This is a genomic window from Pseudomonas parasichuanensis (assembly GCF_021601385.1).
Taxonomy (GTDB): domain Bacteria; phylum Pseudomonadota; class Gammaproteobacteria; order Pseudomonadales; family Pseudomonadaceae; genus Aquipseudomonas; species Aquipseudomonas parasichuanensis.
This window is the reverse complement of record NZ_BQHO01000014.1, coordinates 16,216-41,237: the sequence shown is the minus strand read 5'-3', so window position 1 is coordinate 41,237 and position 25,022 is coordinate 16,216. Positions and strand designations below refer to the sequence as shown.

At 58.4% G+C, this 25,022-nt stretch carries 36 protein-coding genes; 1 reads left to right on the top strand and 35 read right to left on the bottom strand.

Annotated elements, in window-relative coordinates:
* Window positions 1-5: 5 nt before the first annotated feature.
* A complete protein-coding gene (locus L6D77_RS13240) occupies window positions 6-1,400 on the bottom strand; it encodes an MFS transporter (RefSeq protein ID WP_125462386.1) in 1,395 nt (464 codons plus the stop codon).
* 129 nt (window positions 1,401-1,529) lie between these two features.
* Here L6D77_RS13240 and uvrA point away from each other — a divergent pair, with 129 nt between their 5' ends.
* Window positions 1,530-4,364 carry an excinuclease ABC subunit UvrA gene (gene uvrA, locus L6D77_RS13235; protein WP_232882627.1) on the top strand — a complete coding sequence of 945 codons (2,835 nt, stop codon included), beginning with the start codon at window positions 1,530-1,532 and terminating at the stop codon, window positions 4,362-4,364.
* 132 nt (window positions 4,365-4,496) lie between these two features.
* Here the strand turns inward: uvrA and bfr are convergent, their stop codons facing one another.
* From bfr to rpsL, 34 genes are all read right to left on the bottom strand, one after another.
* Window positions 4,497-4,961: a bacterioferritin gene (gene bfr / locus L6D77_RS13230; RefSeq protein ID WP_232882626.1), complete on the bottom strand. Its 465-nt coding sequence runs from the start codon at window positions 4,959-4,961 to the stop codon at window positions 4,497-4,499.
* A 163-nt stretch (window positions 4,962-5,124) separates the two neighbouring features.
* Window positions 5,125-6,564 (bottom strand): catalase, encoded by a 1,440-nt coding sequence (locus L6D77_RS13225; protein ID WP_232882625.1) that lies wholly within the window; start codon window positions 6,562-6,564, stop codon window positions 5,125-5,127.
* 171 nt (window positions 6,565-6,735) lie between these two features.
* Complete coding sequence (gene rplQ, locus L6D77_RS13220) at window positions 6,736-7,122, bottom strand: 50S ribosomal protein L17 (RefSeq protein ID WP_003255451.1); 387 nt, start codon at window positions 7,120-7,122, stop codon at window positions 6,736-6,738.
* 42 nt (window positions 7,123-7,164) lie between these two features.
* Window positions 7,165-8,166: a DNA-directed RNA polymerase subunit alpha gene (locus L6D77_RS13215; RefSeq protein WP_003255452.1), complete on the bottom strand. Its 1,002-nt coding sequence runs from the start codon at window positions 8,164-8,166 to the stop codon at window positions 7,165-7,167.
* A 22-nt stretch (window positions 8,167-8,188) separates the two neighbouring features.
* Complete coding sequence (gene rpsD, locus L6D77_RS13210; RefSeq protein ID WP_110996351.1) at window positions 8,189-8,809, bottom strand: 30S ribosomal protein S4; 621 nt, start codon at window positions 8,807-8,809, stop codon at window positions 8,189-8,191.
* 15 nt (window positions 8,810-8,824) lie between these two features.
* On the bottom strand, window positions 8,825-9,214 hold the full coding sequence (gene rpsK, locus L6D77_RS13205) for a 30S ribosomal protein S11 (RefSeq protein ID WP_003255454.1): 390 nt from the start codon (window positions 9,212-9,214) through the stop codon (window positions 8,825-8,827).
* 18 nt (window positions 9,215-9,232) lie between these two features.
* Window positions 9,233-9,589 (bottom strand): 30S ribosomal protein S13, encoded by a 357-nt coding sequence (rpsM, locus tag L6D77_RS13200; protein ID WP_003255457.1) that lies wholly within the window; start codon window positions 9,587-9,589, stop codon window positions 9,233-9,235.
* Window positions 9,590-9,718: 129 nt separating this feature from the next.
* The gene (rpmJ, locus tag L6D77_RS13195) at window positions 9,719-9,835 is read right to left on the bottom strand and encodes a 50S ribosomal protein L36 (RefSeq protein ID WP_032116397.1); all 117 of its coding nucleotides are present in this window, start codon (window positions 9,833-9,835) and stop codon (window positions 9,719-9,721) included.
* A 30-nt stretch (window positions 9,836-9,865) separates the two neighbouring features.
* Entirely contained in the window at window positions 9,866-11,197 is a 1,332-nt protein-coding gene (gene secY / locus L6D77_RS13190; protein ID WP_003257108.1) for a preprotein translocase subunit SecY, read from the bottom strand.
* Window positions 11,198-11,632 (bottom strand): 50S ribosomal protein L15, encoded by a 435-nt coding sequence (rplO, locus tag L6D77_RS13185; RefSeq protein WP_110996350.1) that lies wholly within the window; start codon window positions 11,630-11,632, stop codon window positions 11,198-11,200.
* A gap of 3 nt (window positions 11,633-11,635) precedes the next feature.
* A complete protein-coding gene (gene rpmD, locus L6D77_RS13180; protein WP_011531895.1) occupies window positions 11,636-11,812 on the bottom strand; it encodes a 50S ribosomal protein L30 in 177 nt (58 codons plus the stop codon).
* 2 nt (window positions 11,813-11,814) lie between these two features.
* Window positions 11,815-12,315, bottom strand: coding sequence for a 30S ribosomal protein S5 (gene rpsE, locus L6D77_RS13175; RefSeq protein ID WP_046857343.1), 501 nt, complete (start codon window positions 12,313-12,315; stop codon window positions 11,815-11,817).
* Between the two features lie 3 nt (window positions 12,316-12,318).
* On the bottom strand, window positions 12,319-12,669 hold the full coding sequence (rplR, locus tag L6D77_RS13170; RefSeq protein WP_011531893.1) for a 50S ribosomal protein L18: 351 nt from the start codon (window positions 12,667-12,669) through the stop codon (window positions 12,319-12,321).
* 10 nt (window positions 12,670-12,679) lie between these two features.
* On the bottom strand, window positions 12,680-13,213 hold the full coding sequence (rplF, locus tag L6D77_RS13165) for a 50S ribosomal protein L6 (RefSeq protein WP_110739044.1): 534 nt from the start codon (window positions 13,211-13,213) through the stop codon (window positions 12,680-12,682).
* A 12-nt stretch (window positions 13,214-13,225) separates the two neighbouring features.
* Entirely contained in the window at window positions 13,226-13,618 is a 393-nt protein-coding gene (rpsH, locus tag L6D77_RS13160; RefSeq protein ID WP_110996348.1) for a 30S ribosomal protein S8, read from the bottom strand.
* Window positions 13,619-13,828: 210 nt separating this feature from the next.
* Window positions 13,829-14,134, bottom strand: coding sequence for a 30S ribosomal protein S14 (rpsN, locus tag L6D77_RS13155; RefSeq protein WP_232882624.1), 306 nt, complete (start codon window positions 14,132-14,134; stop codon window positions 13,829-13,831).
* A 13-nt stretch (window positions 14,135-14,147) separates the two neighbouring features.
* The gene (gene rplE, locus L6D77_RS13150; protein WP_003255474.1) at window positions 14,148-14,687 is read right to left on the bottom strand and encodes a 50S ribosomal protein L5; all 540 of its coding nucleotides are present in this window, start codon (window positions 14,685-14,687) and stop codon (window positions 14,148-14,150) included.
* A gap of 20 nt (window positions 14,688-14,707) precedes the next feature.
* Window positions 14,708-15,022 (bottom strand): 50S ribosomal protein L24, encoded by a 315-nt coding sequence (gene rplX, locus L6D77_RS13145; RefSeq protein WP_023629180.1) that lies wholly within the window; start codon window positions 15,020-15,022, stop codon window positions 14,708-14,710.
* An 11-nt stretch (window positions 15,023-15,033) separates the two neighbouring features.
* Window positions 15,034-15,402, bottom strand: a complete 369-nt coding sequence (gene rplN, locus L6D77_RS13140; protein WP_008089810.1) for a 50S ribosomal protein L14 — start codon at window positions 15,400-15,402, stop codon at window positions 15,034-15,036.
* Between the two features lie 23 nt (window positions 15,403-15,425).
* Window positions 15,426-15,692 (bottom strand): 30S ribosomal protein S17, encoded by a 267-nt coding sequence (gene rpsQ / locus L6D77_RS13135; protein WP_003255478.1) that lies wholly within the window; start codon window positions 15,690-15,692, stop codon window positions 15,426-15,428.
* A 2-nt stretch (window positions 15,693-15,694) separates the two neighbouring features.
* The gene (gene rpmC / locus L6D77_RS13130; RefSeq protein ID WP_002555481.1) at window positions 15,695-15,886 is read right to left on the bottom strand and encodes a 50S ribosomal protein L29; all 192 of its coding nucleotides are present in this window, start codon (window positions 15,884-15,886) and stop codon (window positions 15,695-15,697) included.
* A complete protein-coding gene (gene rplP, locus L6D77_RS13125; RefSeq protein WP_009397508.1) occupies window positions 15,886-16,299 on the bottom strand; it encodes a 50S ribosomal protein L16 in 414 nt (137 codons plus the stop codon). The genes rpmC and rplP overlap by 1 nt, the downstream gene beginning before the upstream one ends.
* 12 nt (window positions 16,300-16,311) lie before the next feature.
* Window positions 16,312-16,998, bottom strand: a complete 687-nt coding sequence (rpsC, locus tag L6D77_RS13120) for a 30S ribosomal protein S3 (protein ID WP_011531889.1) — start codon at window positions 16,996-16,998, stop codon at window positions 16,312-16,314.
* 13 nt (window positions 16,999-17,011) lie between these two features.
* Window positions 17,012-17,344: a 50S ribosomal protein L22 gene (gene rplV, locus L6D77_RS13115; RefSeq protein WP_003103908.1), complete on the bottom strand. Its 333-nt coding sequence runs from the start codon at window positions 17,342-17,344 to the stop codon at window positions 17,012-17,014.
* Between the two features lie 11 nt (window positions 17,345-17,355).
* Window positions 17,356-17,631, bottom strand: coding sequence for a 30S ribosomal protein S19 (gene rpsS / locus L6D77_RS13110; protein WP_003255482.1), 276 nt, complete (start codon window positions 17,629-17,631; stop codon window positions 17,356-17,358).
* A 16-nt stretch (window positions 17,632-17,647) separates the two neighbouring features.
* Window positions 17,648-18,472 carry a 50S ribosomal protein L2 gene (gene rplB, locus L6D77_RS13105; RefSeq protein WP_003255483.1) on the bottom strand — a complete coding sequence of 275 codons (825 nt, stop codon included), beginning with the start codon at window positions 18,470-18,472 and terminating at the stop codon, window positions 17,648-17,650.
* A 14-nt stretch (window positions 18,473-18,486) separates the two neighbouring features.
* The gene (rplW, locus tag L6D77_RS13100) at window positions 18,487-18,786 is read right to left on the bottom strand and encodes a 50S ribosomal protein L23 (protein WP_003255484.1); all 300 of its coding nucleotides are present in this window, start codon (window positions 18,784-18,786) and stop codon (window positions 18,487-18,489) included.
* Entirely contained in the window at window positions 18,783-19,385 is a 603-nt protein-coding gene (gene rplD, locus L6D77_RS13095) for a 50S ribosomal protein L4 (RefSeq protein ID WP_003255485.1), read from the bottom strand. Before rplD ends, rplW begins: the two co-directional genes overlap by 4 nt.
* 12 nt (window positions 19,386-19,397) lie before the next feature.
* Window positions 19,398-20,033 carry a 50S ribosomal protein L3 gene (gene rplC, locus L6D77_RS13090; RefSeq protein ID WP_011531887.1) on the bottom strand — a complete coding sequence of 212 codons (636 nt, stop codon included), beginning with the start codon at window positions 20,031-20,033 and terminating at the stop codon, window positions 19,398-19,400.
* 80 nt (window positions 20,034-20,113) lie between these two features.
* On the bottom strand, window positions 20,114-20,425 hold the full coding sequence (rpsJ, locus tag L6D77_RS13085; protein ID WP_003186070.1) for a 30S ribosomal protein S10: 312 nt from the start codon (window positions 20,423-20,425) through the stop codon (window positions 20,114-20,116).
* 141 nt (window positions 20,426-20,566) lie between these two features.
* Complete coding sequence (tuf, locus tag L6D77_RS13080) at window positions 20,567-21,760, bottom strand: elongation factor Tu (protein ID WP_010951775.1); 1,194 nt, start codon at window positions 21,758-21,760, stop codon at window positions 20,567-20,569.
* A 27-nt stretch (window positions 21,761-21,787) separates the two neighbouring features.
* Window positions 21,788-23,935, bottom strand: a complete 2,148-nt coding sequence (gene fusA, locus L6D77_RS13075; RefSeq protein WP_232885564.1) for an elongation factor G — start codon at window positions 23,933-23,935, stop codon at window positions 21,788-21,790.
* 30 nt (window positions 23,936-23,965) lie between these two features.
* Window positions 23,966-24,436, bottom strand: coding sequence for a 30S ribosomal protein S7 (rpsG, locus tag L6D77_RS13070; RefSeq protein ID WP_003246741.1), 471 nt, complete (start codon window positions 24,434-24,436; stop codon window positions 23,966-23,968).
* A gap of 106 nt (window positions 24,437-24,542) precedes the next feature.
* Window positions 24,543-24,914, bottom strand: coding sequence for a 30S ribosomal protein S12 (gene rpsL / locus L6D77_RS13065; protein WP_003255492.1), 372 nt, complete (start codon window positions 24,912-24,914; stop codon window positions 24,543-24,545).
* Window positions 24,915-25,022 lie beyond the last annotated feature (108 nt).

Here is a 25,022-nt window from a genome sequence, read left to right as displayed (position 1 = left end):
TTCTCCTAGGCTTCGCACGCCGAAGAGGCTGGGTTTACCAGACGCTCGAGGGTCGCACGGTCCAAAATTTTCGTATCCAGTTTGATATAGATGGCGGCTTCTTCTGCCACCACCACGGCGTCGGTCACACCCGGCACGGCCATCAGGCGCTCGGTCAGCCCGGCTTCCCGGACTGCCTCTGGCGTCAGCGGCATGCGCAGGCTGGTCACGTAAGGCGGCTCGTTCATGCGCAACGCAGTGACCAACCACAGGGCACACAGCCCCGCGCAACCGAGAAACACCATGCTCAGGCCACCGTGCTGGAACAACCAGCCACCGATGATTCCTCCCAGCGCGGCACCCAGGAACTGACTGGTGGAGTACACACCCATTGCAGTCCCTTTGCCACCGGCGGGCGACACCTTGCTGACCAGCGAAGGCAAGGATGCCTCCAACAGGTTGAAGGCGGTAAAGAATACCACGGTGCCGATCACCAGTCCGCGCAAGTTGTCAGCCCATTGCCAGAAGAACAGCTCCACCAGCAGCAACACACTGACCGCGCCAAGCAGCACGCGTTTCATCTTGCGCTTCTTCTCGCCGTAGATGATGAAGGGGATCATTGCAAAAAATGAAACCAGCAGCGCGGTCAGGTACACCCACCAGTGCTCTTCCTTCGGCAGCCCCCCGCGTTCGACGAAGGCCAGCGGCAGCGCGACGAAGCTGGCCATGAGGATGGCATGCAGGACGAAAATGCCCACGTCCAGGCGCAGAAGGTCCGGGTGGCGCAGGGTCGGGCCCAGGGCCTGGCGGGCCACGCCGGACTCACGATGCTGCAAGGTCTTGTGGGTATTGGGCACGACGAAGGCGATCAGGGCGATGCCGACCAGGGCAAGTCCTGCAGTGGCGAGGAACAATCCTGACAAGCCGAAGGCGCGAGTCAGCAGCGGCCCGACGACCATGGCCACGGCAAACGACAGGCCGATGCTCATGCCGATCATGGCCATGGCCTTGGTGCGGTGTTGCTCACGGGTGAGGTCGGACAGCAGCGCCATGACGGCTGCGGAAATCGCCCCGGCGCCTTGCAGGATGCGCCCAGCGATCACCCCCCAGATCGAATCGGCCTGGGCCGCCAGCACGCTGCCGAGGGCGAAGATCACCAGGCCCAGGTAGATCACCGGGCGGCGGCCGATGCGGTCGGAGATCATGCCGAACGGAATCTGCAGCACGGCCTGGGTGAGGCCGTATGCACCGATGGCCAGGCCGATCAGCGCAGGCGTGGCGCCGGCCAGGTCCATGCCGTAGGTGGCCAGCACCGGCAGTACCATGAACATGCCCAGCATACGAAAGGCAAAGACCAGGGCCAGGCCGCTAGCGGCGCGGGTTTCGCTGCCACTCATGCGCTCGTTGTGGGTGTCGTGCATGGATTAACCTCGTGTGAACCGGCGGCGATTCTATCAGTCCGACGCCCTGACGGCATCTGCGCGACGCTTTGCCGCGTACTGGCAGCGCGCCGTATACTCCCTTGTTTATGCCCGCCGAGCGAGGCCGCAGTGGACAAGATCCTGATTCGTGGGGCACGTACCCACAACCTGAAGAACATCGACCTCACGCTACCGCGGGACAAGCTGATCGTGATCACCGGCCTGTCCGGCTCCGGCAAGTCGTCGCTGGCGTTCGACACGCTGTATGCCGAGGGCCAGCGCCGCTATGTGGAATCGCTGTCGGCCTACGCCCGGCAGTTCCTGTCGATGATGGAAAAGCCCGACGTCGACACCATCGAAGGCCTGTCACCGGCGATTTCCATCGAGCAGAAGTCCACCTCGCACAACCCGCGCTCTACCGTGGGCACCATCACCGAGATCTACGACTACCTGCGCCTGCTCTATGCGCGGGTGGGCACGCCGCGCTGCCCGGACCACGATATCCCGCTGGAAGCGCAAACGATCAGCCAGATGGTCGACCTGGTGCTGGAAAACCCCGAAGGCAGCAAGCTGATGCTGCTGGCGCCGGTGATCCGTGAACGCAAAGGTGAACACCTGGCGGTGTTCGACGAGCTGCGCGCCCAGGGCTTCGTGCGTGCGCGGGTCAACGGCAAGCTCTACGAGCTGGACGAAGTGCCCAAGCTGGACAAGCAGAAGAAGCACAGCATCGATGTGGTGGTGGACCGCTTCAAGGTCCGCGCCGACCTGCAGCAGCGCCTGGCCGAATCGTTCGAGACTGCACTCAAACTGGCGGACGGTATCGCGCTGGTGGCGCCGATGGATGACGAGGAAGGCGAAGAGACGATCTTCTCCGCACGCTTCGCCTGCCCGATCTGTGGCCACGCGATCAGCGAGCTGGAGCCTAAGCTGTTCTCCTTCAACAACCCAGCCGGCGCCTGCCCGACCTGCGATGGCCTGGGGGTAAAGCAGTTCTTCGATACCAAGCGCCTAGTCAACAGCGAGCTCACCCTGGCCGAGGGGGCGATACGCGGCTGGGACCGGCGTAACGTCTATTACTTCCAGATGCTCGGCTCGCTGGCGGCGCACTATGGTTTCAGCCTTGAACAGCCGTTTGGCGAGCTGTCGGCCGAGGACCAGAAAGTCATCCTGCACGGCAGCGGCAAGCAGAGCGTCGACTTCAAGTACCTCAACGACCGCGGCGATATCGTCAAGCGCTCGCACCCGTTCGAGGGCATCGTGCCCAACCTCGAGCGCCGCTACCGCGAGACCGAGTCGGCCACGGTGCGTGAAGAGCTGGCCAAGTTCCTCGGCACCCAGCCCTGCCCCGACTGCCGCGGCACCCGCCTGCGCCGTGAGGCACGGCATGTGTGGGTGGGCGAGAAGACCCTGCCGGCGGTGACCAACCTGCCGATCGGCGAAGCCAGCAACTACTTCAGCGACCTGACCCTGTCCGGCCGACGCGGCGAGATCGCGGCGAAGATCCTCAAGGAGATCTGCGAGCGCCTGCAGTTCCTGGTCAACGTCGGCCTCGACTACCTGACCCTCGACCGTAGCGCCGACACCCTGTCCGGCGGCGAGGCCCAGCGTATTCGCCTGGCCAGCCAGATCGGTGCCGGCCTGGTGGGCGTCATGTACATCCTCGATGAACCGTCCATCGGCCTTCATCAACGGGACAACGACCGCCTGCTGGCCACCCTCAACCACCTGCGCGACCTGGGCAACACGGTGATCGTGGTGGAGCACGACGAGGACGCCATCCGCCTGGCCGACTACGTGGTGGACATCGGCCCTGGGGCCGGCGTACATGGCGGGCAGATCGTCGCCGAGGGCACACCGGACGAGGTGATGGCACACCCCGATTCGCTGACCGGCAAGTACCTGTCGGGGCGCAAGAAGATCGTCGTGCCGGCCAAGCGCACCCCGCGCAACAAGAAGCTGTCGCTCAAGCTCAAGGGCGCGCGCGGCAACAACCTGCAGAATGTCGACCTGGAACTGCCGATCGGCCTGCTGACTTGCGTGACCGGTGTGTCCGGCTCGGGCAAGTCGACGCTGATCAACAACACCCTGTTCCCCCTGGCGGCCACCGCGCTCAACGGTGCCAGCACCCTCGAGCCAGCGCCGCACAGCAGCATCGATGGCCTGCAACACCTGGACAAGGTGGTCGATATCGACCAGAGCCCGATCGGCCGCACCCCGCGTTCGAACCCGGCGACCTACACCGGCATCTTCACGCCGATCCGTGAGCTGTTCGCTGGCGTGCCGGAGGCGCGCTCCCGTGGCTACGGGCCGGGGCGGTTCTCGTTCAACGTCAAGGGCGGGCGCTGCGAAGCGTGCCAGGGCGACGGCCTGATCAAGGTGGAAATGCACTTCCTGCCGGATATCTACGTGCCGTGCGATGTGTGCAAGAGCAAGCGCTATAACCGCGAAACCCTGGAGATCAAGTACAAGGGCAAGAACATCCACGAGGTGCTTGAAATGACCATCGAGGATGCCCGCGAGTTCTTCGACGCGGTGCCGGCACTGGCGCGCAAGCTGCAGACACTGATGGACGTGGGGCTTTCCTACATCAAGCTGGGGCAGTCGGCCACCACGCTGTCGGGTGGTGAGGCGCAGCGGGTCAAGCTGTCACGCGAGCTGTCCAAGCGCGATACCGGCAAGACTCTGTACATCCTCGACGAGCCGACCACAGGTTTGCACTTTGCGGATATCCAGCAACTGCTGGACGTACTGCATCGCCTGCGCGATCACGGCAACACCGTGGTGGTGATCGAACACAACCTGGATGTGATCAAGACGGCGGACTGGTTGGTGGACCTGGGGCCGGAGGGTGGCTCCAAGGGTGGGCAGATCATTGCCGTCGGTACGCCTGAAGAGCTGGCCGAGAAACAGCAGTCCTATACCGGGCACTATCTGAAGCCGCTGCTGGAGCGGGATCGGGCATAAAACAATGGGGGCGCTTTGCGCCCCTTTCGCAGCACAAGGCCGCTCCTACGGGACCTCACCGATCTGACGGTTCGCACGATCCTGTAGGAGCGGCCTTGTGCCGCGAAAGGGCTGCAAAGCAGCCGCAATCTTTTACATCTGCGACTGCAGGTAGTTCTCCAGGCCAATGGCCTTGATCAGGCCCTGCTGCTTCTCCAGCCAGTAGGTGTGATCTTCTTCGGTATCTGCCAACTGCGCGCGCAGGATGTCGCGGCTGATGTAGTCCTTGTGCAGCTCGCACAGCTCGATGCCCTTGCACAGCGCGGCGCGGACTTTGTATTCGAGCTTGAGGTCGGCCGCGATCATCTCGGGCACGGTCTTGCCCACTTCCAGATCGTCAGCGCGCATGTCCGGGGTGCCTTCGAGCATGAGAATACGGCGCATCAGCGCATCGGCGTGCTCCGTCTCTTCTTCCATCTCGTGATTGATGCGTTCGAAGAGCTTGCCCAGGCCCCAATCTTCATACATCCGCGAATGGATGAAGTATTGATCGCGTGCTGCCAGTTCGCCCTTCAGCAACATGACGAGGTAGTTGATTACGTCCGGGTGACCTTGCATCGCCCTGCTTCTCCCTGTGAATGCTTCGATAGCTGACAGTGTGAACCAGCTTTTGCGCATGGTCACGGGAAAATGCGCAATAAGCAGCAAATAATCGGCTAAACAGTAGTGATTTTCATTGAAAAACCGCCCAAATGAGGGCGGTTCTTCTTATCACTTCGAGTTAGGCGAGGGTTATGCCCAGGGCCTTGGCAATGCCTTCTGCATAGGCCGGATCGGCCTTGTGGAAGTGCTGCAGTTGACGCTGGATGACGTCCTCGCTGACATTGGCCATGGTCCCGGCGATGTTGTCGATCAGCAGCGCTCGCTGTTCGTTGCTCATCAGGCGGAACAGGGCGCCGGCATGGCTGTAGTAGTCGTTGTCCTCGCGGTGATCATAGCGATCAGCCGCACCATTGAGGGCCAGCGCCGGCTCGGCATGGCGCGGCGACTGCTTGGGTGCATCGCTGAAGCTGTTAGGTTCGTAGTTCGGCGCGCTGCCGTAGCTGCCGCTGGCCATGGCGCCATCGCGCTGGTAGCTGTGCACCGGGCTACGCGGCGCGTTTACCGGCAGATGCTGGTGGTTGGTACCCACGCGGTAGCGGTGGGCGTCAGCGTAGGCGAACACGCGGCCTTGCAGCATACGGTCCGGCGACAGCCCAACACCCGGGACCATGTTGCTCGGGCCGAATGTGGCTTGCTCCACCTCTGCGAAGTAATTGAGCGGGTTGCGGTTGAGCTCCAGCACGCCGACCTCGATCAGTGGGTAGTCCTTCTGCGACCAGGTCTTGGTCACGTCGAACGGGTTCTCCTGACGGCTTGCTGCCTCGGCTTCGCTCATCACCTGGATGCACACGGTCCAGCGCGGATAGTCGCCACGCTCGATGGCCTCGAACAGGTCACGCTGGGCGTAATCCGGGTCGCTGCCGGCCAGACGGGCGGCCTCGGCCGGGGCCAGGTTCTTGATGCCCTGCTGTGTCTTGTAGTGCCACTTGACCCAGGTGCGCTCGCCTTGGTCGTTGATCAGGCTGTAGGTATGGCTGCCAAAACCGTGCATGTGGCGGTAACCATCTGGAATGCCGCGATCGGAGAACAGGATGGTGACTTGGTGCAGCGCCTCGGGCGAATGCGACCAGAAGTCCCACATCATCTGGGCATTCTTCAGGTTGCTCTGCGGATGGCGCTTCTGGGTGTGAATGAAGTCGGGGAATTTCAGCGGGTCACGAATGAAGAAGACCGGCGTGTTGTTGCCGACAATGTCCCAGTTGCCTTCCTCGGTGTAGAACTTGACCGCAAAGCCGCGCGGGTCGCGCTCGGTATCGGCAGACCCACGCTCGCCACCCACGGTGGAGAACCGCAGGAAGGTCTCGGTCTGCTTGCCGACGGCGCTGAACAGCTTGGCGCTGGTGTAGTCGGTGATGTCACGGGTAACGGTGAAAGTACCGTAGGCGCCCGAGCCTTTGGCGTGCACACGACGCTCTGGAATGTTCTCGCGGTTAAAGTGGGCGAGCTTCTCGAGCAGGTGGAAATCATCGAGCAGCAGCGGGCCGCGTGGGCCGGCGGAACGGGAGTTCTGGTTATCGGCTACAGGTGCACCGCTGGCGGTGGTGAGAATCTTGCTCATGGGCTCTCCTTATCGGTCTTGAAAGGCCGGCTAATCGGCTTGGAGAGAGTATTGACGAGCCGTGTTACACGAACAAATTCATTAGCTGACTTGCATCAATAGAAAATAACAATTCACCGAACAACAAAAAACCGGGCACTAGGCCCGGTTCTTTGTAGCAGACAGAACGTCTTACTCGGCAGCTTCTACAGCACCACCGACCGGACGATCAACCAGCTCGACGTACGCCATAGGCGCGTTGTCGCCAGCGCGGAAACCGCACTTCAGGATACGCAGGTAGCCGCCCTGACGGGTGGCGTAGCGCTTGCCCAGATCGTTGAACAGTTTGCCAACAGCGGACTTCGAACGGGTACGGTCGAAGGCCAGACGACGGTTAGCAACGCTGTCTTCCTTGGCCAGGGTGATCAGCGGCTCGGCAACGCGGCGCAGTTCCTTGGCTTTCGGCAGGGTGGTTTTGATCAGCTCGTGCTCGATCAGCGACACAGCCATGTTCTGGAACATAGCTTTGCGGTGAGAGCTGGTACGGCTCAGGTGACGTCCACTTTTACGATGACGCATGATTCATTCCTTACCAAACACAACGTTCGGTGATTACGACGATCAGGCTGTCGCCTTGTCGTCTTTCTTAAGGCTTGCAGGCGGCCAGTTGTCGAGGCGCATGCCGAGAGACAGACCACGGGAGGCCAGGACGTCCTTGATTTCAGTCAGGGACTTCTTGCCCAGGTTAGGAGTCTTCAACAGCTCTACTTCGGTACGCTGAATCAGGTCGCCGATGTAGTAGATGTTCTCCGCCTTGAGGCAGTTGGCCGAACGTACGGTCAGTTCCAGGTCGTCAACCGGGCGCAGCAGGATCGGATCGATCTCGTCTTCCTGCTCGACCACAACCGGCTCGCTGTCACCTTTGAGGTCGACGAACGCGGCCAGCTGCTGTTGCAGGATGGTCGCGGCACGACGGATGGCCTCTTCAGGATCCAGGGTACCGTTGGTTTCCAGATCGATGACCAGCTTGTCCAGGTTGGTACGCTGTTCAACACGGGCGTTCTCGACCACATAGGCGATACGACGCACCGGGCTGAACGAAGCGTCCAGCTGCAGACGGCCAATGCTACGGCTTTCGTCTTCGTCGGTCTGACGGGAGTCGGCCGGCTCGTAACCGCGACCACGAGCTACAGTGAGCTTCATGTTCAGGGCGCCGTTGGACGCCAGGTTCGCGATTACGTGATCGGGGTTGACGATCTCGACATCGTGATCCAGCTGAATATCGGCAGCGGTAACCACCCCCGAACCCTTTTTCGACAAGGTCAGCGTAACTTCGTCACGACCGTGCAGCTTGATAGCCAGGCCTTTCAGGTTCAACAGGATTTCAATGACGTCTTCCTGTACACCTTCGATCGCGGAGTACTCGTGGAGTACGCCATCGATCTCGGCCTCGACTACTGCACAGCCAGGCATGGAGGACAACAGGATGCGGCGCAGCGCGTTGCCCAGGGTATGGCCGAAGCCACGCTCGAGAGGCTCGAGCGTGATCTTGGCGCGGGTTGGACTGACAACCTGCACATCAATGTGGCGGGGTGTCAGAAACTCATTTACCGAAATCTGCATGGATGCACCTATTTTCTAGCCCTTACTTGGAGTAGAGCTCGACAATCAGGTTTTCGTTGATGTCGGCGGACAGGTCGCTGCGAGCAGGAACGTTCTTGAAAACGCCCGACTTTTTAGCAGCATCCACGTCTACCCACTCAACGCGGCCACGCTGAGAGCACAGTTCAAGGGCTTGAACAATGCGCAGCTGGTTCAGCGACTTCTCGCGAACTGCGACCACGTCACCCGGACGAACTTGGTAGGATGGAATGTTCACGGTCTTGCCGTTGACGCTGATTGCTTTGTGCGAAACCAGCTGACGGGACTCGGAACGGGTAGAACCGAAGCCCATACGGTAGACGACGTTATCCAGACGGGACTCGAGCATCTGCAGCAGGTTCTCACCGGTAGCGCCTTTCTTCGAGGCAGCCGCTTGGTAGTAACCGCGGAATTGACGCTCCAGTACGCCGTAGATACGACGAACTTTTTGTTTCTCGCGCAGCTGGGTGCCGTAGTCGGACTGACGGCCACGGCGCTGGCCGTGGATACCTGGGGCTGCTTCGATGTTGCACTTCGATTCCAGAGCGCGAACGCCGCTCTTCAGGAACAGGTCAGTGCCTTCACGGCGAGACAGTTTGCATTTTGGACCAATGTAACGTGCCATTTATCTGTCTCCTGATTACACGCGACGCTTCTTCGGCGGACGGCACCCGTTATGCGGGATTGGCGTCACGTCGGTGATGCTGGCGATCTTGTAGCCGCAGCTGTTCAGTGCACGAACGGCGGATTCACGACCCGGACCTGGACCCTTGACGTTGACGTCGAGGTTTTTCAGGCCGTATTCCAGCGCAGCTTGACCAGCACGCTCAGCAGCGATCTGTGCTGCGAACGGGGTGGATTTGCGCGAACCACGGAAACCCGAACCACCGGAAGTAGCCCAGGACAGTGCGTTGCCCTGACGGTCGGTGATGGTCACGATGGTGTTGTTGAAAGACGCATGGATGTGGGCGATGCCATCAACCACTGTCTTTTTGACTTTTTTACGAGGACGAGCAGCAGGTTTTGCCATGTCTATATTCCTGGGCGATTACTTGCGGATCGGCTTACGCGGGCCCTTACGGGTGCGTGCGTTGGTCTTGGTGCGCTGACCGCGAACCGGCAGACCTTTACGATGACGCAGGCCGCGGTAGCAACCCAGGTCCATCAAGCGTTTGATCTTCATGTTGATGTCACGACGCAGGTCACCTTCGGTGGTGAACTTCGCAACTTCGCCACGCAGGGTTTCGATTTGCTCGTCGCTCAGATCCTTGATCTTTGCGGCTGGGTTGACACCAGCGTCTGCACAGATTTTCTGTGCAGTAGTGCGACCGACACCATAGATGTAGGTCAGCGAGATAACAGTATGCTTGTTATCTGGAATGTTGACGCCTGCAATACGGGCCATTCAGTGGGACTCCAATTGACAGCTACCTACGCCCCGGAAGCCAAGAAATAGGGCGCGAGATAATATCGCTGTAGAAACGAATAATCAACCCAGCAGCACACTAGCTGCTGGGTTTGACGCAGATCACACTCAGCCTTGGCGCTGCTTGTGACGCGGTTCCACGCTGCAGATCACGCGCACGATACCTTCGCGACGAATGATCTTGCAGTTGCGGCACAGCTTTTTCACCGATGCACGAACTTTCATTACCGACTCCTCGAACCTTAAGGGGCTAAATCAGCGCAGCAGACCGCTGCCGCCGTAGCCTTTCAGGTTGGCTTTCTTCATCAGGGATTCGTACTGGTGCGAAACGAGGTGCGATTGTACTTGGGACATGAAGTCCATCACAACCACTACCACAATCAGCAACGAGGTCCCGCCAAGGTAGAACGGCACGTTTGCAGCCACCACCAGGAACTGGGGCAGCAGGCACACGGCCATCATGTAAAGAGCACCGAACATGGTCAAACGGGTCAGAACGCCATCAATGTAGCGCGCCGACTGCTCACCAGGACGGATACCCGGAATAAAGGCACCGGACTTCTTCAGGTTTTCCGCTACGTCTTTCGGGTTGAACATCAACGCTGTGTAGAAGAAGCAGAAGAAAATGATCCCTGCACTAAACAGCAGAATGTTCAACGGCTGACCAGGAGCGATCGACTGCGAGATGTCCTGCAGCCAGCCCATACCTTCGGACTGACCGAACCAGGCACCCAGCGAAGCCGGGAACAGCAAGATGCTGCTCGCGAAAATGGCCGGGATTACGCCCGCCATGTTCACTTTCAGCGGCAGGTGGCTGGTCTGCGCAGCGAAGACCTTGCGGCCCTGCTGACGCTTGGCATAGTGAACGGCGATACGACGCTGACCACGCTCAATGAACACCACGAAACCGATAATCGCTACTGCCAGCAAACCGATAGCGACCAGGGCGAAGATGTTGATATCGCCTGTGCGTGCAGACTCGAAAGACTGCCCGATTGCTCTCGGAAGACCGGCAACGATACCTGCGAAGATCAACATCGAGATACCGTTGCCCACACCGCGCTCGGTGATCTGCTCACCCAGCCACATCATGAACATCGCGCCTGCCACGAAGGTGGAGACGGCGACGACATGGAAGCCGAGGCCAACAGAAAACGCCACGCCCTGGTTGGCCAGGCCGATGGACATGCCAATGGCTTGGACCAGCGCCAGGATAACGGTGCCGTAGCGGGTGTACTGGCTGATCTTGCGACGGCCAGCTTCACCTTCCTTCTTCAACTGCTCCAGCTGCGGGCTGACAGCGGTCATGAGCTGCATGATGATCGACGCCGAGATGTACGGCATGATCCCCAGTGCAAAGATGCTCATGCGCTCCAGCGCGCCGCCGGAAAACATGTTGAACAAGCTAAGAATGGTCCCCTCATTCTGCCGGAACAGATCCGCGAGACGGTCCGGGTTAATGCCTGGTACCGGGATGTGCGCGCCAATCCGATAGACGATGATCGCCATGAACAGAAAACGCAGACGAGCCCAGAGTTCCGACATCCCGCCCTTACCGAGCGAAGAGAGAGCACCTTGCTTAGCCATTTATTCCTCGAACTTGCCGCCAGCTGCTTCGATAGCCGCACGTGCACCTTTGGTGACGGCGATACCCTTGAGGGTGACTGCGCGAGTGACTTCGCCCGACAGCATGATTTTCACGCGCTGTACGTGCTGGCCGATCACGTTGGCGTCCTTGAGGGACTGAACGGTGATCAGATCGCCTTCCACCTTGGCCAGCTCGGACAGACGCACTTCTGCGCGGTCCATGGCTTTCAGGGATACGAAGCCGAACTTCGGCAGGCGACGGTGCAGCGGCTGTTGACCGCCTTCGAAGCCTGGAGCAATGGTGCCACCGGAGCGCGAAGTCTGACCTTTGTGACCACGGCCACCAGTCTTGCCCAGACCGCTACCGATACCACGGCCCGGACGGTGCTTCTCGCGACGGGAACCCGGCGCTGGACTCAGATCATTGAGTTTCATCGATTAACCCTCGACCTTCAGCATGTAGTAAGCCTTGTTGATCATCCCGCGGTTCTCGGGAGTATCCTGGACTTCTACAGTGTGACCGATACGACGCAGACCCAGACCCTTGACGCACAGTTTGTGGTTAGGGATACGGCCCGAGACGCTCTTGATCAGCGTAACTTTAACGGTTGCCATGATCAGCGGATCTCCTCAACAGTCTTGCCGCGCTTGGCAGCAATGGACTCAGGGGATTGCATGGCTTTCAGACCCTTGAAGGTGGCGTGTACCACGTTCACTGGGTTGGTCGAGCCGTAGCACTTGGCCAGGACGTTCTGAACGCCAGCAACTTCCAGGACGGCACGCATTGCGCCACCGGCGATGATACCGGTACCTTCCGAGGCAGGCTGCATGTAGACCTTCGAGGCGCCGTGGGCGGCCTTGGTGGCGTACTGCAGGGTGGTGCCTTTCAGGTCAACCTGAATCATGTTGCGACGAGCAGCTTCCATGGCTTTCTGGATCGCAGCTGGTACTTCGCGCGATTTGCCACGGCCGAAGCCAACGCGGCCTTTGCCATCACCTACCACGGTCAGCGCGGTGAAGGTGAAGATACGGCCGCCCTTGACGGTCTTGGCAACGCGGTTAACTTGAACCAGCTTCTCGATGTAGCCTTCGTCGCGCTTTTGATCGTTATTTGCCATAACTTAGAACTCCAGCCCGCCTTCACGAGCAGCATCAGCCAGCGCTTTGACGCGGCCATGGTACTTGAAGCCGGAACGGTCAAAGGCAACTTGAGATACACCGGCGGCTTTCGCACGCTCAGCTACCAGCTTGCCAACCTTAGTGGCCGCGTCGATGTTGCCGGTGGCACCATCACGCAGTTCTTTGTCCAAGGTCGAGGCACTTGCCAGAACCTTGCTGCCGTCGGCCGAGATGACCTGGGCGTAGATGTGCTGCGAGGAGCGGAACACGCACAGACGCACGGCTTCGAGCTCGTGCATTTTCAGGCGTGCTTTGCGAGCGCGACGCAGTCGAGTAACTTTTTTGTCGGTCATTTGCTAGGCCCTACTTCTTCTTGGCTTCTTTACGACGGACTACTTCGTCCGCGTAACGCACACCCTTGCCCTTGTAAGGCTCTGGCGGACGGAAACCGCGGACTTCAGCGGCCACCTGACCTACCAGCTGCTTGTCGATACCCTTGATCAGGATGTCGGTCTGGCTTGGGGTTTCAGCGGTGATACCGGCTGGCAGTTCGTAATCCACTGGGTGCGAGAAGCCCAGAGCCAGGTTCAGGACGGTGCCCTTGGCCTGTGCCTTGTAACCAACACCGACCAGCTGGAGCTTGCGCTCGAAGCCTTGGCTTACGCCCTGGACCATGTTGTTCACCAGGGCGCGGGTGGTACCGGCCATGGCGCGAGCTTGCTGATCACCGTTGCGAGCGACGAAACGCAGCTCGCCAGCTTCTTCGGTAACTTCAACAGACGAGTGAACGTTCAGTTCGAGAGTGCCCTTGGCACCCTTCACCGAAAGCTGCTGACCGGCGAATTTGACTTCGACGCCTGCTGGCAGCTTAACGGGGTTCTTAGCGACGCGAGACATGCCTATCTCCCCTTAGAACACTGTGCACAGAACTTCGCCGCCGACACCGGCAGCGCGCGCAGCGCGGTCAGTCATCACACCTTTGTTGGTGGAGACGATAGACACGCCCAGACCGCCACGTACTTTCGGCAGGTCGGTGACGGCCTTGTACTGGCGCAGGCCTGGACGGCTGGTGCGCTTCAGTTCCTCGATGACCGGACGGCCTTCGAAGTACTTCAGTTCGATCGACAGGGAAGGCTTGGCTTCGCCGCTGACTTCGTAGCCGGCGATGTAACCTTCGTCTTTCAGTACTTTGGCAACCGCGACCTTCAGCGTGGAGGAAGGCATGCTTACGACAGACTTTTCAGCCATCTGGGCATTACGGATGCGAGTTAGCATGTCCGCTAACGGGTCCTGCATACTCATGGGCTAGATGCTCCTGATACAAGAATTATTAGCCTTGCGGCTATCACAACCACCCGGGCAGGCAGGGTAAAAAACCCAGGCTCAGGTGAGCCGGTCATTCTAGACACAAGGCAGAAACGAAACAAGCCCCATATAGGGGCTTGTTTCTTTGCGAGGTCACCGGCGGTCGGAAGATCACTCCCCTCCCGCCGGTGGTCACGCCAACCGGGATTACCAGCTGGCCTTGACCAGACCTGGCACATCACCACGCATGGCGGCTTCGCGCAGCTTGTTACGGCCGAGGCCGAACTTGCGGTACACGCCGTGCGGACGACCGGTGATGCGGCAGCGGTTACGCATGCGCGAGGCGCTAGCGTCACGTGGCTGCTTCTGCAGGGCGACAACGGCAGCGAAACGCTCTTCAGGAGAGGCGTTCAGGTTGACGATGATCGCTTTCAGCTCGGCACGCTTTTTGGCGTACTTGGCTACCGTGAGCTGACGCTTCAGCTCGCGGTTTTTCATGCTCTTCTTGGCCATTTTCCTACTCCAATCAGTTGCGGAACGGGAACTTGAAAGCACGCAGCAGAGCGCGGCCTTCGTCGTCCGAACGAGCAGTGGTGGTCAGGGTGATGTCCAAACCGCGCAGAGCATCGATCTTGTCGTAGTCGATTTCCGGGAAGATGATCTGCTCTTTCACGCCCATGCTGTAGTTGCCACGACCATCGAAGGACTTGGCGTTCAGGCCGCGGAAGTCGCGAACCCGAGGCAGGGAGATCGCCAGCAGGCGGTCCAGGAATTCGTACATCTTGTCGCTACGCAGGGTCACCTTGACGCCGATCGGCCAGCCTTCACGGACTTTGAAGCCCGCGATGGATTTACGAGCGAAAGTCACGACCGGCTTTTGACCGGTGATCTTTTCCAGGTCAGCAACAGCGTGCTCGATGACTTTCTTGTCGCCGATCGCTTCGCCCAGACCCATGTTCAGGGTGATTTTGGTAACGCGAGGAACTTCCATCACGTTCGACAGCTTAAGTTCTTCCTTAAGCTTAGGAGCGATTTCGTTCCGGTAAATCTCTTTCAGTCGTGCCATGGTCTTCTACCTAGCAGTGTTCAAGCATCAACCGCTTTTTGGGTCGACTTGAAGACACGAATTTTCTTACCTTCTTCTACTTTGAAACCAACGCGGTCAGCTTTGTTGGTTTCGCTGTTGAAGATGGCAACGTTGGAAGCGTGCAGTGGCGCTTCTTTCTCGACGATACCGCCCTGGACGCCCGCCATCGGGTTAGGCTTGGTATGACGCTTGACCAGGTTGACACCACCGATGACCAGACGGTCGTCAGCGAGCACCTTCAGCACCTTACCGCGCTTACCTTTGTCTTTGCCGGCGATCACGATGATCTCGTCGTCACGACGAATCTTTTGCATGTCGGATCTCCTTAGAGCACTTCAGGGGCGAGCGAGACGATCTTCATGAACTTCTCGGTACGAAGTTCACGGGTCACTGGCCCGAAGATGCGAGTGCCGATCGGCTCTTGCTTGGTGTTCAGCAGAACAGCAGCGTTGCCGTCGAAACGAATGATGGAACCGTCAGCGCGACGTACACCGTGACGGGTACGGACGACAACAGCAGTCATCACTTGGCCTTTTTTGACCTTACCGCGCGGAATTGCTTCCTTGACGGTTACCTTGATGATGTCACCGATGCCGGCGTAACGGCGGTGCGAACCGCCGAGCACCTTGATGCACATGACGCGACGAGCGCCGCTGTTATCGGCCACATCGAGCATGGATTGAGTCTGAATCATAAAATTTCTCCGACCCCTAGCCCTTAGACTTCAACAGCGCGTTCGAGGACTTCAACCAGTGCCCAGGACTTGGTCTTGGCCAGCGGACGGGTTTCGCGAATGGAAACCTTGTCGCCGATCTTGCACTGGTTGGCTTCGTCGTGCGCGTGCAGCTTAGTCGAACGCTTAACGTATTTACCGTAGATCGGGTGCTTTACGCGACGCTCGATCAGAACGGTGATGGTCTTGTCCATTTTGTCGCTGACGACACGGCCAGTCAGCGTACGGACGGTTTTTTCAGCTTCAGCCATGATCACTTACCTGCCTGCTGGTTGAGCACAGTTTTCACGCGAGCGATGTCACGCTTAACTTGCGAGAGCAGGTGCGACTGCCCCAACTGGCCAGTTGCTTTCTGCATGCGCAGATTGAACTGGTCGCGCAGCAAGCCGAGCAGTTGCTCATTCAGTTGCTGTGCGGATTTTTCACGAAGTTCATTCGCTTTCATCACATCACCGTCCGCTTAACAAAGGAGGTGGCGAGAGGCAGCTTTGCAGCGGCCAGGGCGAAAGCTTCGCGCGCCAGCTCTTCAGAAACACCCTCGATCTCGTACAGGACTTTGCCTGGCTGAATCTGGGCAACCCAGTATTCCACGGAACCCTTACCTTTACCCATCCGCACTTCGAGAGGCTTCTTGGTAACCGGCTTGTCCGGGAACACACGGATCCAGATCTTGCCGCCACGCTTAACGTGACGGGTCAGAGCACGACGTGCCGACTCGATCTGGCGAGCGGTGAGACGACCGCGGGCGACAGCTTTCAGAGCGAACTCGCCGAAGCTGACCTTGCTACCGCGCAGTGCCAGACCACGGTTGTGGCCAGTCATCTGCTTGCGGAATTTTGTACGCTTTGGTTGCAACATTTGGCGTACCCCTTACTTAGCAGCTTTTTTACGAGGCGCTGGTGCTTGAGGCTTCAGCTCTTCCTGGCGACCACCAATCACTTCGCCTTTGAAGATCCAAACCTTGACACCGATCACACCGTAGGTGGTGTGAGCTTCGTAGGTGTTGTAGTCGATATCGGCACGCAGGGTGTGCAGGGGCACACGACCTTCGCGATACCACTCGGTACGTGCGATCTCGGCACCGCCGAGACGACCGCTCACCTGGATCTTGATGCCCTTGGCACCAATACGCATGGCGTTCTGTACGGCGCGCTTCATGGCGCGACGGAACATTACGCGGCGTTCCAGCTGCTGGGCTACGCTCTGAGCAACCAGCATAGCGTCGAGTTCCGGCTTGCGGATCTCTTCGATGTTGATGTGCACAGGCACACCCATCTGCTTGGTCAGGTCCTGACGCAGCTTCTCAACATCTTCACCTTTCTTGCCGATAACGATACCGGGACGAGCGGTGTGGATGGTGATGCGTGCAGTTTGAGCCGGACGATGAATATCGATACGGCTTACGGACGCGCTTTTTAGTTTGTCTTGGAGGTACTCGCGAGTTTGCAGATCCTTCAGCAGGTAATCTGCGTAAGTCGCGCCGTCTGCGTACCAGACGGAGGTGTGCTCCTTGACGATTCCCAGGCGAATGCCAGTGGGATGTACTTTCTGACCCATCTGATCGACTCCGTTACTTGTCCGCAACCTTGACAGTGATATGGCAAGACCGCTTGACGATGCGATCAGCGCGGCCTTTGGCACGCGGCATGATGCGCTTCAGCGAACGCCCTTCGTTGACGAAGACGGTGGAGACCTTCAGGTCATCAACGTCTGCGCCTTCGTTGTGTTCGGCGTTGGCAACGGCCGACTCGAGGACTTTCTTCATGATTTCAGCGGCTTTTTTGCTGCTGAAGGCCAACAGGTTGAGCGCTTCGCCCACCTTCTTCCCGCGGATCTGGTCGGCGACCAAGCGGGCTTTCTGGGCGGAGATGCGAGCGCCCGACAACTTAGCGGCTACTTCCATTTCCTTACCCCTTAACGCTTGGCTTTCTTGTCAGCCACGTGCCCGCGGTAGGTGCGGGTACCGGCGAACTCGCCCAGTTTGTGGCCGACCATGTCTTCGTTCACGAGAACTGGGACGTGTTGGCGACCGTTGTGTACCGCGATGGTCAGACCGACCATTTGTGGCAGGATCATCGAACGGCGCGACCAGGTTTTAACTGGCTTGCGATCGTTCTTCTCCACCGCCACTTCGACCTTCTTCAACAGGTGAAGATCGATAAAAGGACCTTTTTTCAGAGAACGTGGCACTGTCGTATCCCTCTAGTTACTTGCGACGACGGACGATCATGTTGTCGGTACGCTTATTACCACGGGTTTTAGCACCCTTGGTTGGGAAGCCCCATGGCGATACCGGATGACGACCACCGGAGGTACGACCTTCACCACCACCATGCGGGTGGTCAACCGGGTTCATGGCAACACCACGAACGGTTGGGCGAACGCCGCGCCAGCGTTTGGCACCAGCTTTACCCAGCGAACGCAGGCTGTGCTCGGAGTTCGAGACTTCGCCCAGGGTCGCACGGCACTCAGCCAGGACTTTACGCATTTCACCAGAGCGCAGACGCAGGGTCACGTAGACACCTTCGCGAGCGATCAGCTGAGCCGAAGCACCAGCGGAACGAGCGATCTGAGCACCTTTACCCGGCTTCAGTTCGATGCCGTGAATGGTGCTACCTACTGGAATGTTGCGCAGCTGCAGGGAGTTACCGGCCTTGATTGGGGCCAGGGCACCTGCGATCAGCTGGTCGCCAGCACTCACGCCTTTAGGGGCGATGATGTAGCGACGCTCACCGTCTGCGTAGCACAGCAGGGCGATGTGAGCAGTACGGTTTGGATCGTATTCGATACGCTCGACGGTGGCAGGAATGCCATCCTTGTCGTTGCGACGGAAGTCGACCAGACGGTAGTGCTGCTTATGACCACCACCCACGTGACGCGTGGTGATGCGGCCATTGTTGTTACGACCACCAGACTTCGATTTTTTCTCGATCAGCGGTGCGTGAGGAGCGCCTTTGTGCAGCTCCTTGTTGACCACCTTGACCACAAAACGGCGGCCAGGGGAAGTCGGTTTGCATTTAACGATTGCCATGATGCACCCCTTCCTTACTCAGCACTGCTGCTGAAATCGAGATCTTGGCCTGGCTGAAGGGAGACGATCGCCTTCTTCCAGTCATTACGCTTGCCCAGACCACGTGCGGTACGCTTGGTTTTACCCAGAACGTTAACAGTCGACACGTTTTCAACTTTTACGTTGAACAGGCCTTCGACAGCTTTCTTGATTTCCAGCTTGGTTGCATCGGTAGCAACCTTGAATACGAACTGGCCTTTCTTCTCAGCCAGAACGGTAGCCTTCTCGGAAACGTGCGGGCCAAGGAGGACTTTGAATACGCGTTCCTGGTTCATCCCAGCAGCTCCTCGAATTTCTTCACGGCCGAGACGGTGATCAACACCTTCTCGTATGCGATCAGACTGACCGGGTCGGAACCTTGAACGTCACGTACGTCGACGTGCGGCAGGTTGCGAGCAGCCAGGTACAGGTTCTGATCAACAGCGTCCGAAACGATCAGAACATCGCTCAGACCCATGCCGTTCAGCTTGTTCAGCAGGTCTTTGGTTTTCGGGGCTTCAACAGCGAAGTCCTGAACCACGACCAGACGGTCGCTACGCACCAGCTCAGCGAGGATGGAGCGCAGAGCTGCGCGATACATCTTCTTGTTGAGCTTCTGCGAGTGATCCTGAGGACGAGCTGCGAAGGTTACACCACCGCCACGCCAGATCGGACCACGGGTAGTACCGGCACGAGCACGGCCAGTACCTTTCTGACGCCATGGGCGCTTACCGCCACCGGCTACGTCAGAACGGGTCTTCTGCTGCTTGGTGCCCTGACGGCCGCCGGCCATGTAGGCCACGACTGCTTGGTGTACCAGCGTCTCGTTGAATTCGCCACCGAAAGTCAGTTCGGAAACTTCGATCGCCTGAGCGTCATTTACATTAAGTTGCATGTCAGCTTCCCCTTACCCGCGAGCCTTGACAGCTGGACGCACAACCACGTCGCCGCCAGTAGCGCCTGGAACGGCACCCTTGATCAGCAGCAGGTTGCGTTCAGCGTCTACGCGTACTACTTCCAGGGACTGCACAGTCACGCGCTCAGCGCCCATGTGACCGGACATTTTCTTGCCCTTGAATACACGACCAGGAGTCTGGCACTGGCCGATGGAGCCAGGGACACGGTGCGATACGGAGTTACCGTGGGTGTTATCTTGACCACGGAAGTTCCAACGCTTGATGGTACCGGCGAAGCCTTTACCCTTGGACTGACCGGTTACGTCTACCAGCTGGCCTGCAGTGAAGAGTTCAGCTTTGATCAGATCGCCAGCCTGGAAATCGCCTTCTTCAAGACGGAACTCCCAGACACCGCGACCAGCGGCAACGTTGGCCTTGGCAAAGTGGCCAGCCTGAGCGGCGGTCACACGCGAAGCACGACGCTCGCCGACAGTGACTTGCACTGCACGGTAGCCATCAGTTTCTTCGGTTTTGAACTGGGTGACACGATTCGGCTCGATCTCAATGACCGTGACCGGAATGGAGACACCTTCTTCGGTGAAAATACGGGTCATACCCGCTTTTCGACCGACTACACCAATAGTCATGTTGTAAACCTCATGAGTGTACGGGGCTTTCACCCGCTATGGCCGCCCATTTCAGAGCGTTACACGACCAGACCGAAGTCTTAGCCGAGGCTGATCTGTACTTCCACGCCGGCCGCCAGATCAAGCTTCATCAGCGCGTCAACGGTTTTATCCGTTGGCTGGACGATGTCCAGAACACGCTTATGAGTGCGAATCTCGTACTGGTCACGCGCGTCTTTGTTGACGTGCGGGGAGACCAGAACGGTGAAACGCTCTTTGCGGGTAGGCAGTGGAATTGGACCACGCACTTGTGCACCAGTACGTTTCGCGGTTTCCACGATTTCCTGGGTGGATTGGTCGATCAGGCGATGGTCGAAAGCCTTCAACCTGATACGGATTTGCTGATTTTGCATTGGATTTCAGACTCCAGGCTGTTCCCAACGGACGCACTACGCCCGCTAAAAGGAGGCGTGATTCTATAGACGCCCCAATTTAGTGTCAACCCAATAAAAAAAGCCCCCGCTGAGCGGGGGCTTTTTCAATCGGTCGAGTGATTACTCGATGATTTTGGCTACGACGCCGGCGCCGACGGTACGACCGCCTTCACGGATGGCGAAACGCAGACCGTCTTCCATTGCGATGGTCTTGATCAGGGTGACAGTCATCTGGATGTTGTCGCCCGGCATTACCATTTCAACGCCTTCCGGCAGTTCGCAGTTACCGGTCACGTCAGTGGTACGGAAGTAGAACTGAGGACGGTAGCCTTTGAAGAACGGAGTGTGACGGCCGCCTTCTTCTTTCGACAGAACGTAGACTTCTGCGGTGAACTTGGTGTGCGGCTTGACCGAACCTGGCTTGACCAGAACCTGGCCACGCTCAACGTCGTCACGCTTGGTACCACGCAGCAGGACGCCGCAGTTCTCGCCAGCACGACCTTCGTCCAGCAGCTTGCGGAACATCTCAACGCCGGTGCAGGTGGTGGTGGTGGTGTCACGCAGACCAACGATTTCCAGCGGATCCTGAACGCGGACGATGCCACGCTCGATACGGCCGGTAACAACGGTACCACGACCCGAGATCGAGAATACGTCTTCGATCGGCATCAGGAACGGCTGGTCGATGGCACGAACTGGCTCAGGGATGTAGGCATCCAGAGTTTCTACCAGCTTCTTGACAGCGGTAGTGCCCATTTCGTTGTCGTCTTTGCCTTCCAGCGCCATACGAGCCGAACCGATGATGATCGGGGTGTCGTCGCCTGGGAAGTCGTAGGTGGACAGCAGGTCGCGAACTTCCATCTCGACCAGTTCCAGCAGCTCAGCGTCGTCTACCAGGTCAGCCTTGTTCAGGAAGACCACGATGTACGGAACGCCAACCTGACGGGACAGCAGGATGTGCTCACGGGTTTGTGGCATCGGACCATCGGCGGCCGAGCAAACCAGGATCGCGCCGTCCATCTGGGCAGCACCGGTGATCATGTTCTTCACGTAGTCAGCGTGACCTGGGCAGTCAACGTGAGCGTAGTGACGAATGTTCGAGTTGTACTCGACGTGAGCGGTGTTGATGGTGATACCGCGCGCTTTTTCTTCTGGAGCCGAGTCGATCTTGTCGAACTCAACGACTGCCGAACCGAAAACTTCGGAGCAGACGCGAGTCAGAGCTGCGGTCAGAGTGGTCTTACCGTGGTCAACGTGGCCGATGGTGCCGACGTTAACGTGGGGAAGGGAACGATCAAATTTTTCTTTAGCCACGACAGTGAACCTCTTGCCTAAAGGGGATTAGCCTTGTTTTTTAACGAGTGCTTCGACGATGTTCGACGGAGCTTCGGCGTATTTGGAGAATTCCATGGAGTAGCTTGCGCGACCCTGAGACATGGAACGAACGTCGGTCGCGTAACCGAACATCTCTCCGAGCGGTACCTCAGCAGTGATTACCTTGCCGGACACCGAGTCTTCATTACCCTGGATCATCCCGCGACGACGGCTCAGGTCACCCATCACGTCACCCAGGTAGTCTTCCGGGGTTACAACTTCGACCTTCATGATCGGCTCAAGCACCACGCCACCACCCTTCTGGGCCAGTTGCTTGGTCGCCATCGAAGCGGCGATCTTGAACGCCATTTCGTTGGAGTCGACGTCGTGGTACGAACCGTCGAATACCGTGGCCTTCAGGCCGAGCAGCGGATAGCCGGCAACAACGCCGTTTTTCATCTGCTCTTCGATACCCTTCTGGATCGGGGCGATGAATTCCTTAGGAATCACACCACCAACGACTTCGTTGGTGAACACCAGACCTTCGGTGATGTTGCCTTTCTCGTCGACGTCCGGCTCCGAGAAACGGATCCAGCAGTGACCGAACTGACCACGACCACCCGACTGACGAACGAACTTGCCTTCGATCTCGACGTTGGACTTGGTGATCTTCTCGCGGTACGAAACCTGCGGCTTGCCGACGTTGCACTCGACGTTGAACTCGCGCTTCATGCGGTCAACGAGGATGTCCAGGTGCAGCTCACCCATACCGGAGATGATGGTCTGGCCGGTTTCTTCGTCGGTCTTGACGCGGAACGACGGGTCTTCCTGGGCCAGCTTGCCCAGAGCGATACCCATCTTCTCCTGGTCAGCCTTGGTTTTCGGCTCTACGGAGAGCGAAATTACCGGCTCAGGGAAGTCCATACGCTCGAGGATGATCGGCTTGTCGGCGTTGCACAGGGTGTCACCGGTGGTGACGTCCTTCATGCCGATCAGAGCAGCGATGTCGCCAGCGCGCACTTCTTTGATCTCTTCACGCTGGTTAGCGTGCATCTGAACCATACGGCCAACGCGCTCTTTCTTGCCTTTGACCGAGTTGATGACGGAGTCACCGGAGGTCAGGAAGCCCGAGTAAACGCGGACGAAGGTCAGAGTACCCACGAACGGGTCGGTAGCGATCTTGAACGCCAAGGCCGAGAACGGCTCGTTGTCGTCAGCAGGACGCTCGTCGTACTGTTCTGCAGTGACTTCGTCCTTCGGCACGTCGATCAGATCAGGGTGGATACCCTTGATCGCAGGGATCTCGGTTGGCGCAGGCAGGAAGTCGATAACGGCATCGAGAACCAGGGGAACGCCCTTGTTCTTGAACGAGGAACCGCAGACGGCAGGAACGATCTCGCTCGCCAGGGTACGGGCGCGCAGACCAGCCTTGATGTCTTCGACGGACAGGTCACCTTCTTCAAGGTACTTGTTCATCAGCTCTTCGTTGGCTTCGGCAGCAGCCTCGACCATGTTGCTGCGCCATTCGTTGGCCAGGTCCACCAGCTCAGCAGGAATTTCTTCCTCGCGGTAGGTAGTACCCTTGTCGTCGTCGTTCCAGTAGATGGCTTTCATCTTGATCAGGTCAACCTGACCCTGGAAGTCGTCTTCCGCACCGATAGCCAGCTGGACCGGAACCGGGGTGTGACCCAGGCGGTTCTTGATCTGGCCGATAACGCGCAGGAAGTTGGCACCAGCACGGTCCATCTTGTTCACGTAGACAACACGTGGAACGCCGTACTTGTTGGCCTGACGCCATACGGTTTCGGACTGCGGCTCAACGCCGGAGGTACCGCAGAACACAACGACCGCGCCGTCGAGTACACGCAGCGAACGCTCTACTTCAATGGTGAAGTCAACGTGGCCGGGGGTATCGATGACGTTTACGCGGTAGTTGTCGTACTGACCACGGGAACCCTTCCAGAAGGTAGTAACAGCAGCGGAGGTAATGGTGATACCGCGCTCTTGCTCCTGCACCATCCAGTCGGTGGTCGCGGCGCCGTCGTGCACCTCGCCCATCTTGTGGCTCAGACCTGTGTAGAACAGGATCCGCTCGGTAGTGGTAGTCTTGCCCGCGTCAACGTGGGCACAGATACCAATGTTACGGTAGCGGTTAATTGCTGTAGTACGAGCCATAAAGCCCTCGCAAAATGATTGATGCTTGAATTAGAAGCGGTAGTGCGAGAACGCTTTGTTGGCTTCAGCCATACGGTGAACGTCTTCACGCTTCTTGACTGCAGCACCTTTGCCTTCGGCAGCGTCCAGCAGTTCGCCAGCCAGGCGCAGAGCCATCGACTTCTCGCCGCGCTTGCGGGCGTAGTCTACGAGCCAGCGCATTGCCAGAGCATTACGACGGGATGGACGAACTTCAACCGGGACCTGGTAAGTGGCACCGCCAACACGGCGGGACTTAACTTCGACCAGCGGAGCGATGGCGTCGAGAGCTTTCTCGAAGATTTCCAGGGGGTCGCTGTTCTTGCGTGCTTTGACGGTATCCAGGGCACCGTAAACGATGCGCTCGGCTACGGCCTTCTTGCCGCTTTCCATCACGTGGTTCATGAACTTGGCGAGGATCTGGGATCCGTACTTCGGATCGTCAAGAATCTCACGTTTTGCTGCTACACGACGTCTTGGCATGATAAGCCCTCAAACGGTCTTCAGGTTAGCCCGGGACGTGGGTCTTCGACCCCTGCCCGACCTTACTCTTATCGACTCAAAAAAATGGATGTCTGCAAACGGCCGATTACTTCGGACGCTTGGTACCGTACTTGGAACGACCCTGGTTACGGCCTTTGACGCCCGAAGTATCCAGAGAGCCGCGAACGGTGTGGTAACGAACACCTGGCAAGTCTTTTACACGGCCGCCACGGATCAGGACGACGCTGTGCTCTTGCAGGTTGTGGCCTTCACCACCGATGTACGAGGAAACCTCGAAACCGTTGGTCAGACGCACACGGCATACTTTACGCAGTGCCGAGTTAGGTTTTTTCGGCGTAGTGGTGTACACGCGGGTGCACACGCCACGACGTTGCGGGCAGTTCTGCAGCGCAGGAACGTCCGATTTCTCGACCGAACGCTTACGCGGCTGACGTACCAGCTGGTTGATAGTTGCCATCTACTAGCTCCACTGATTGCCTTGCGACTCAATTGTCTTGCAAGAAAGCCAAAAATTGGCGAGACGGAGCCTCACCAAATTTAAGGGTACAAAAGTCTACGGAGGATC

Excerpts from the sequence above, each read along its gene's own strand:
- rplV (WP_003103908.1), bottom strand. The coding sequence starts at position 17,344 with ATGGAAGTAGCCGCTAAGTTGTCGGGCGCTCGCATCTCCGCCCAGAAA.
- L6D77_RS13215 (WP_003255452.1), bottom strand. The coding sequence starts at position 8,166 with ATGCAGATTTCGGTAAATGAGTTTCTGACACCCCGCCACATTGATGTG.
- rplD (WP_003255485.1), bottom strand. The coding sequence starts at position 19,385 with ATGCAACTTAATGTAAATGACGCTCAGGCGATCGAAGTTTCCGAACTG.
- L6D77_RS13240 (WP_125462386.1), bottom strand. The coding sequence starts at position 1,400 with ATGCACGACACCCACAACGAGCGCATGAGTGGCAGCGAAACCCGCGCC.
- rplR (WP_011531893.1), bottom strand. The coding sequence starts at position 12,669 with ATGACCGACAAAAAAGTTACTCGACTGCGTCGCGCTCGCAAAGCACGC.
- rpsQ (WP_003255478.1), bottom strand. The coding sequence starts at position 15,692 with ATGGCTGAAGCTGAAAAAACCGTCCGTACGCTGACTGGCCGTGTCGTC.
- rplW (WP_003255484.1), bottom strand. The coding sequence starts at position 18,786 with ATGAACCAGGAACGCGTATTCAAAGTCCTCCTTGGCCCGCACGTTTCC.
- rpsJ (WP_003186070.1), bottom strand. The coding sequence starts at position 20,425 with ATGCAAAATCAGCAAATCCGTATCAGGTTGAAGGCTTTCGACCATCGC.
- rpsH (WP_110996348.1), bottom strand. The coding sequence starts at position 13,618 with ATGAGTATGCAGGACCCGTTAGCGGACATGCTAACTCGCATCCGTAAT.
- rpsC (WP_011531889.1), bottom strand. The coding sequence starts at position 16,998 with ATGGGTCAGAAAGTACATCCCACTGGCATTCGCCTGGGAATCGTCAAG.
- rpmC (WP_002555481.1), bottom strand. The coding sequence starts at position 15,886 with ATGAAAGCGAATGAACTTCGTGAAAAATCCGCACAGCAACTGAATGAG.
- rpsK (WP_003255454.1), bottom strand. The coding sequence starts at position 9,214 with ATGGCAAAACCTGCTGCTCGTCCTCGTAAAAAAGTCAAAAAGACAGTG.
- L6D77_RS13225 (WP_232882625.1), bottom strand. The coding sequence starts at position 6,564 with ATGAGCAAGATTCTCACCACCGCCAGCGGTGCACCTGTAGCCGATAAC.
- rplB (WP_003255483.1), bottom strand. The coding sequence starts at position 18,472 with ATGGCAATCGTTAAATGCAAACCGACTTCCCCTGGCCGCCGTTTTGTG.
- rpsG (WP_003246741.1), bottom strand. The coding sequence starts at position 24,436 with ATGCCAAGACGTCGTGTAGCAGCAAAACGTGAGATTCTTGACGATCCG.
- rpsM (WP_003255457.1), bottom strand. The coding sequence starts at position 9,589 with ATGGCCCGTATTGCAGGCGTCAACATTCCAGATAACAAGCATACTGTT.
- rpsL (WP_003255492.1), bottom strand. The coding sequence starts at position 24,914 with ATGGCAACTATCAACCAGCTGGTACGTCAGCCGCGTAAGCGTTCGGTC.
- rpsD (WP_110996351.1), bottom strand. The coding sequence starts at position 8,809 with ATGGCACGTTACATTGGTCCAAAATGCAAACTGTCTCGCCGTGAAGGC.
- rplQ (WP_003255451.1), bottom strand. The coding sequence starts at position 7,122 with ATGCGTCATCGTAAAAGTGGACGTCACCTGAGCCGTACCAGCTCTCAC.
- rplC (WP_011531887.1), bottom strand. The coding sequence starts at position 20,033 with ATGACTATTGGTGTAGTCGGTCGAAAAGCGGGTATGACCCGTATTTTC.
- fusA (WP_232885564.1), bottom strand. The coding sequence starts at position 23,935 with ATGGCTCGTACTACAGCAATTAACCGCTACCGTAACATTGGTATCTGT.
- secY (WP_003257108.1), bottom strand. The coding sequence starts at position 11,197 with ATGGCTAAGCAAGGTGCTCTCTCTTCGCTCGGTAAGGGCGGGATGTCG.
- rpsN (WP_232882624.1), bottom strand. The coding sequence starts at position 14,134 with ATGGCCAAGAAGAGCATGAAAAACCGCGAGCTGAAGCGTCAGCTCACG.
- rpsE (WP_046857343.1), bottom strand. The coding sequence starts at position 12,315 with ATGGCAAATAACGATCAAAAGCGCGACGAAGGCTACATCGAGAAGCTG.
- rplP (WP_009397508.1), bottom strand. The coding sequence starts at position 16,299 with ATGTTGCAACCAAAGCGTACAAAATTCCGCAAGCAGATGACTGGCCAC.
- bfr (WP_232882626.1), bottom strand. The coding sequence starts at position 4,961 with ATGCAAGGTCACCCGGACGTAATCAACTACCTCGTCATGTTGCTGAAG.
- rpmJ (WP_032116397.1), bottom strand. The coding sequence starts at position 9,835 with ATGAAAGTTCGTGCATCGGTGAAAAAGCTGTGCCGCAACTGCAAGATC.
- rplF (WP_110739044.1), bottom strand. The coding sequence starts at position 13,213 with ATGTCTCGCGTCGCTAAGAACCCCGTTAAGCTGCCAGCAGGCGTCGAA.
- rplO (WP_110996350.1), bottom strand. The coding sequence starts at position 11,632 with ATGAAACTCAATGATCTGAGTCCAGCGCCGGGTTCCCGTCGCGAGAAG.
- rplE (WP_003255474.1), bottom strand. The coding sequence starts at position 14,687 with ATGGCACGACTGAAAGAGATTTACCGGAACGAAATCGCTCCTAAGCTT.
- rplN (WP_008089810.1), bottom strand. The coding sequence starts at position 15,402 with ATGATTCAGACTCAATCCATGCTCGATGTGGCCGATAACAGCGGCGCT.
- rplX (WP_023629180.1), bottom strand. The coding sequence starts at position 15,022 with ATGCAAAAGATTCGTCGTGACGACGAGATCATCGTGATCGCCGGCAAA.
- rpmD (WP_011531895.1), bottom strand. The coding sequence starts at position 11,812 with ATGGCAACCGTTAAAGTTACGCTGATCAAGAGCGTCTCGGGCCGTATC.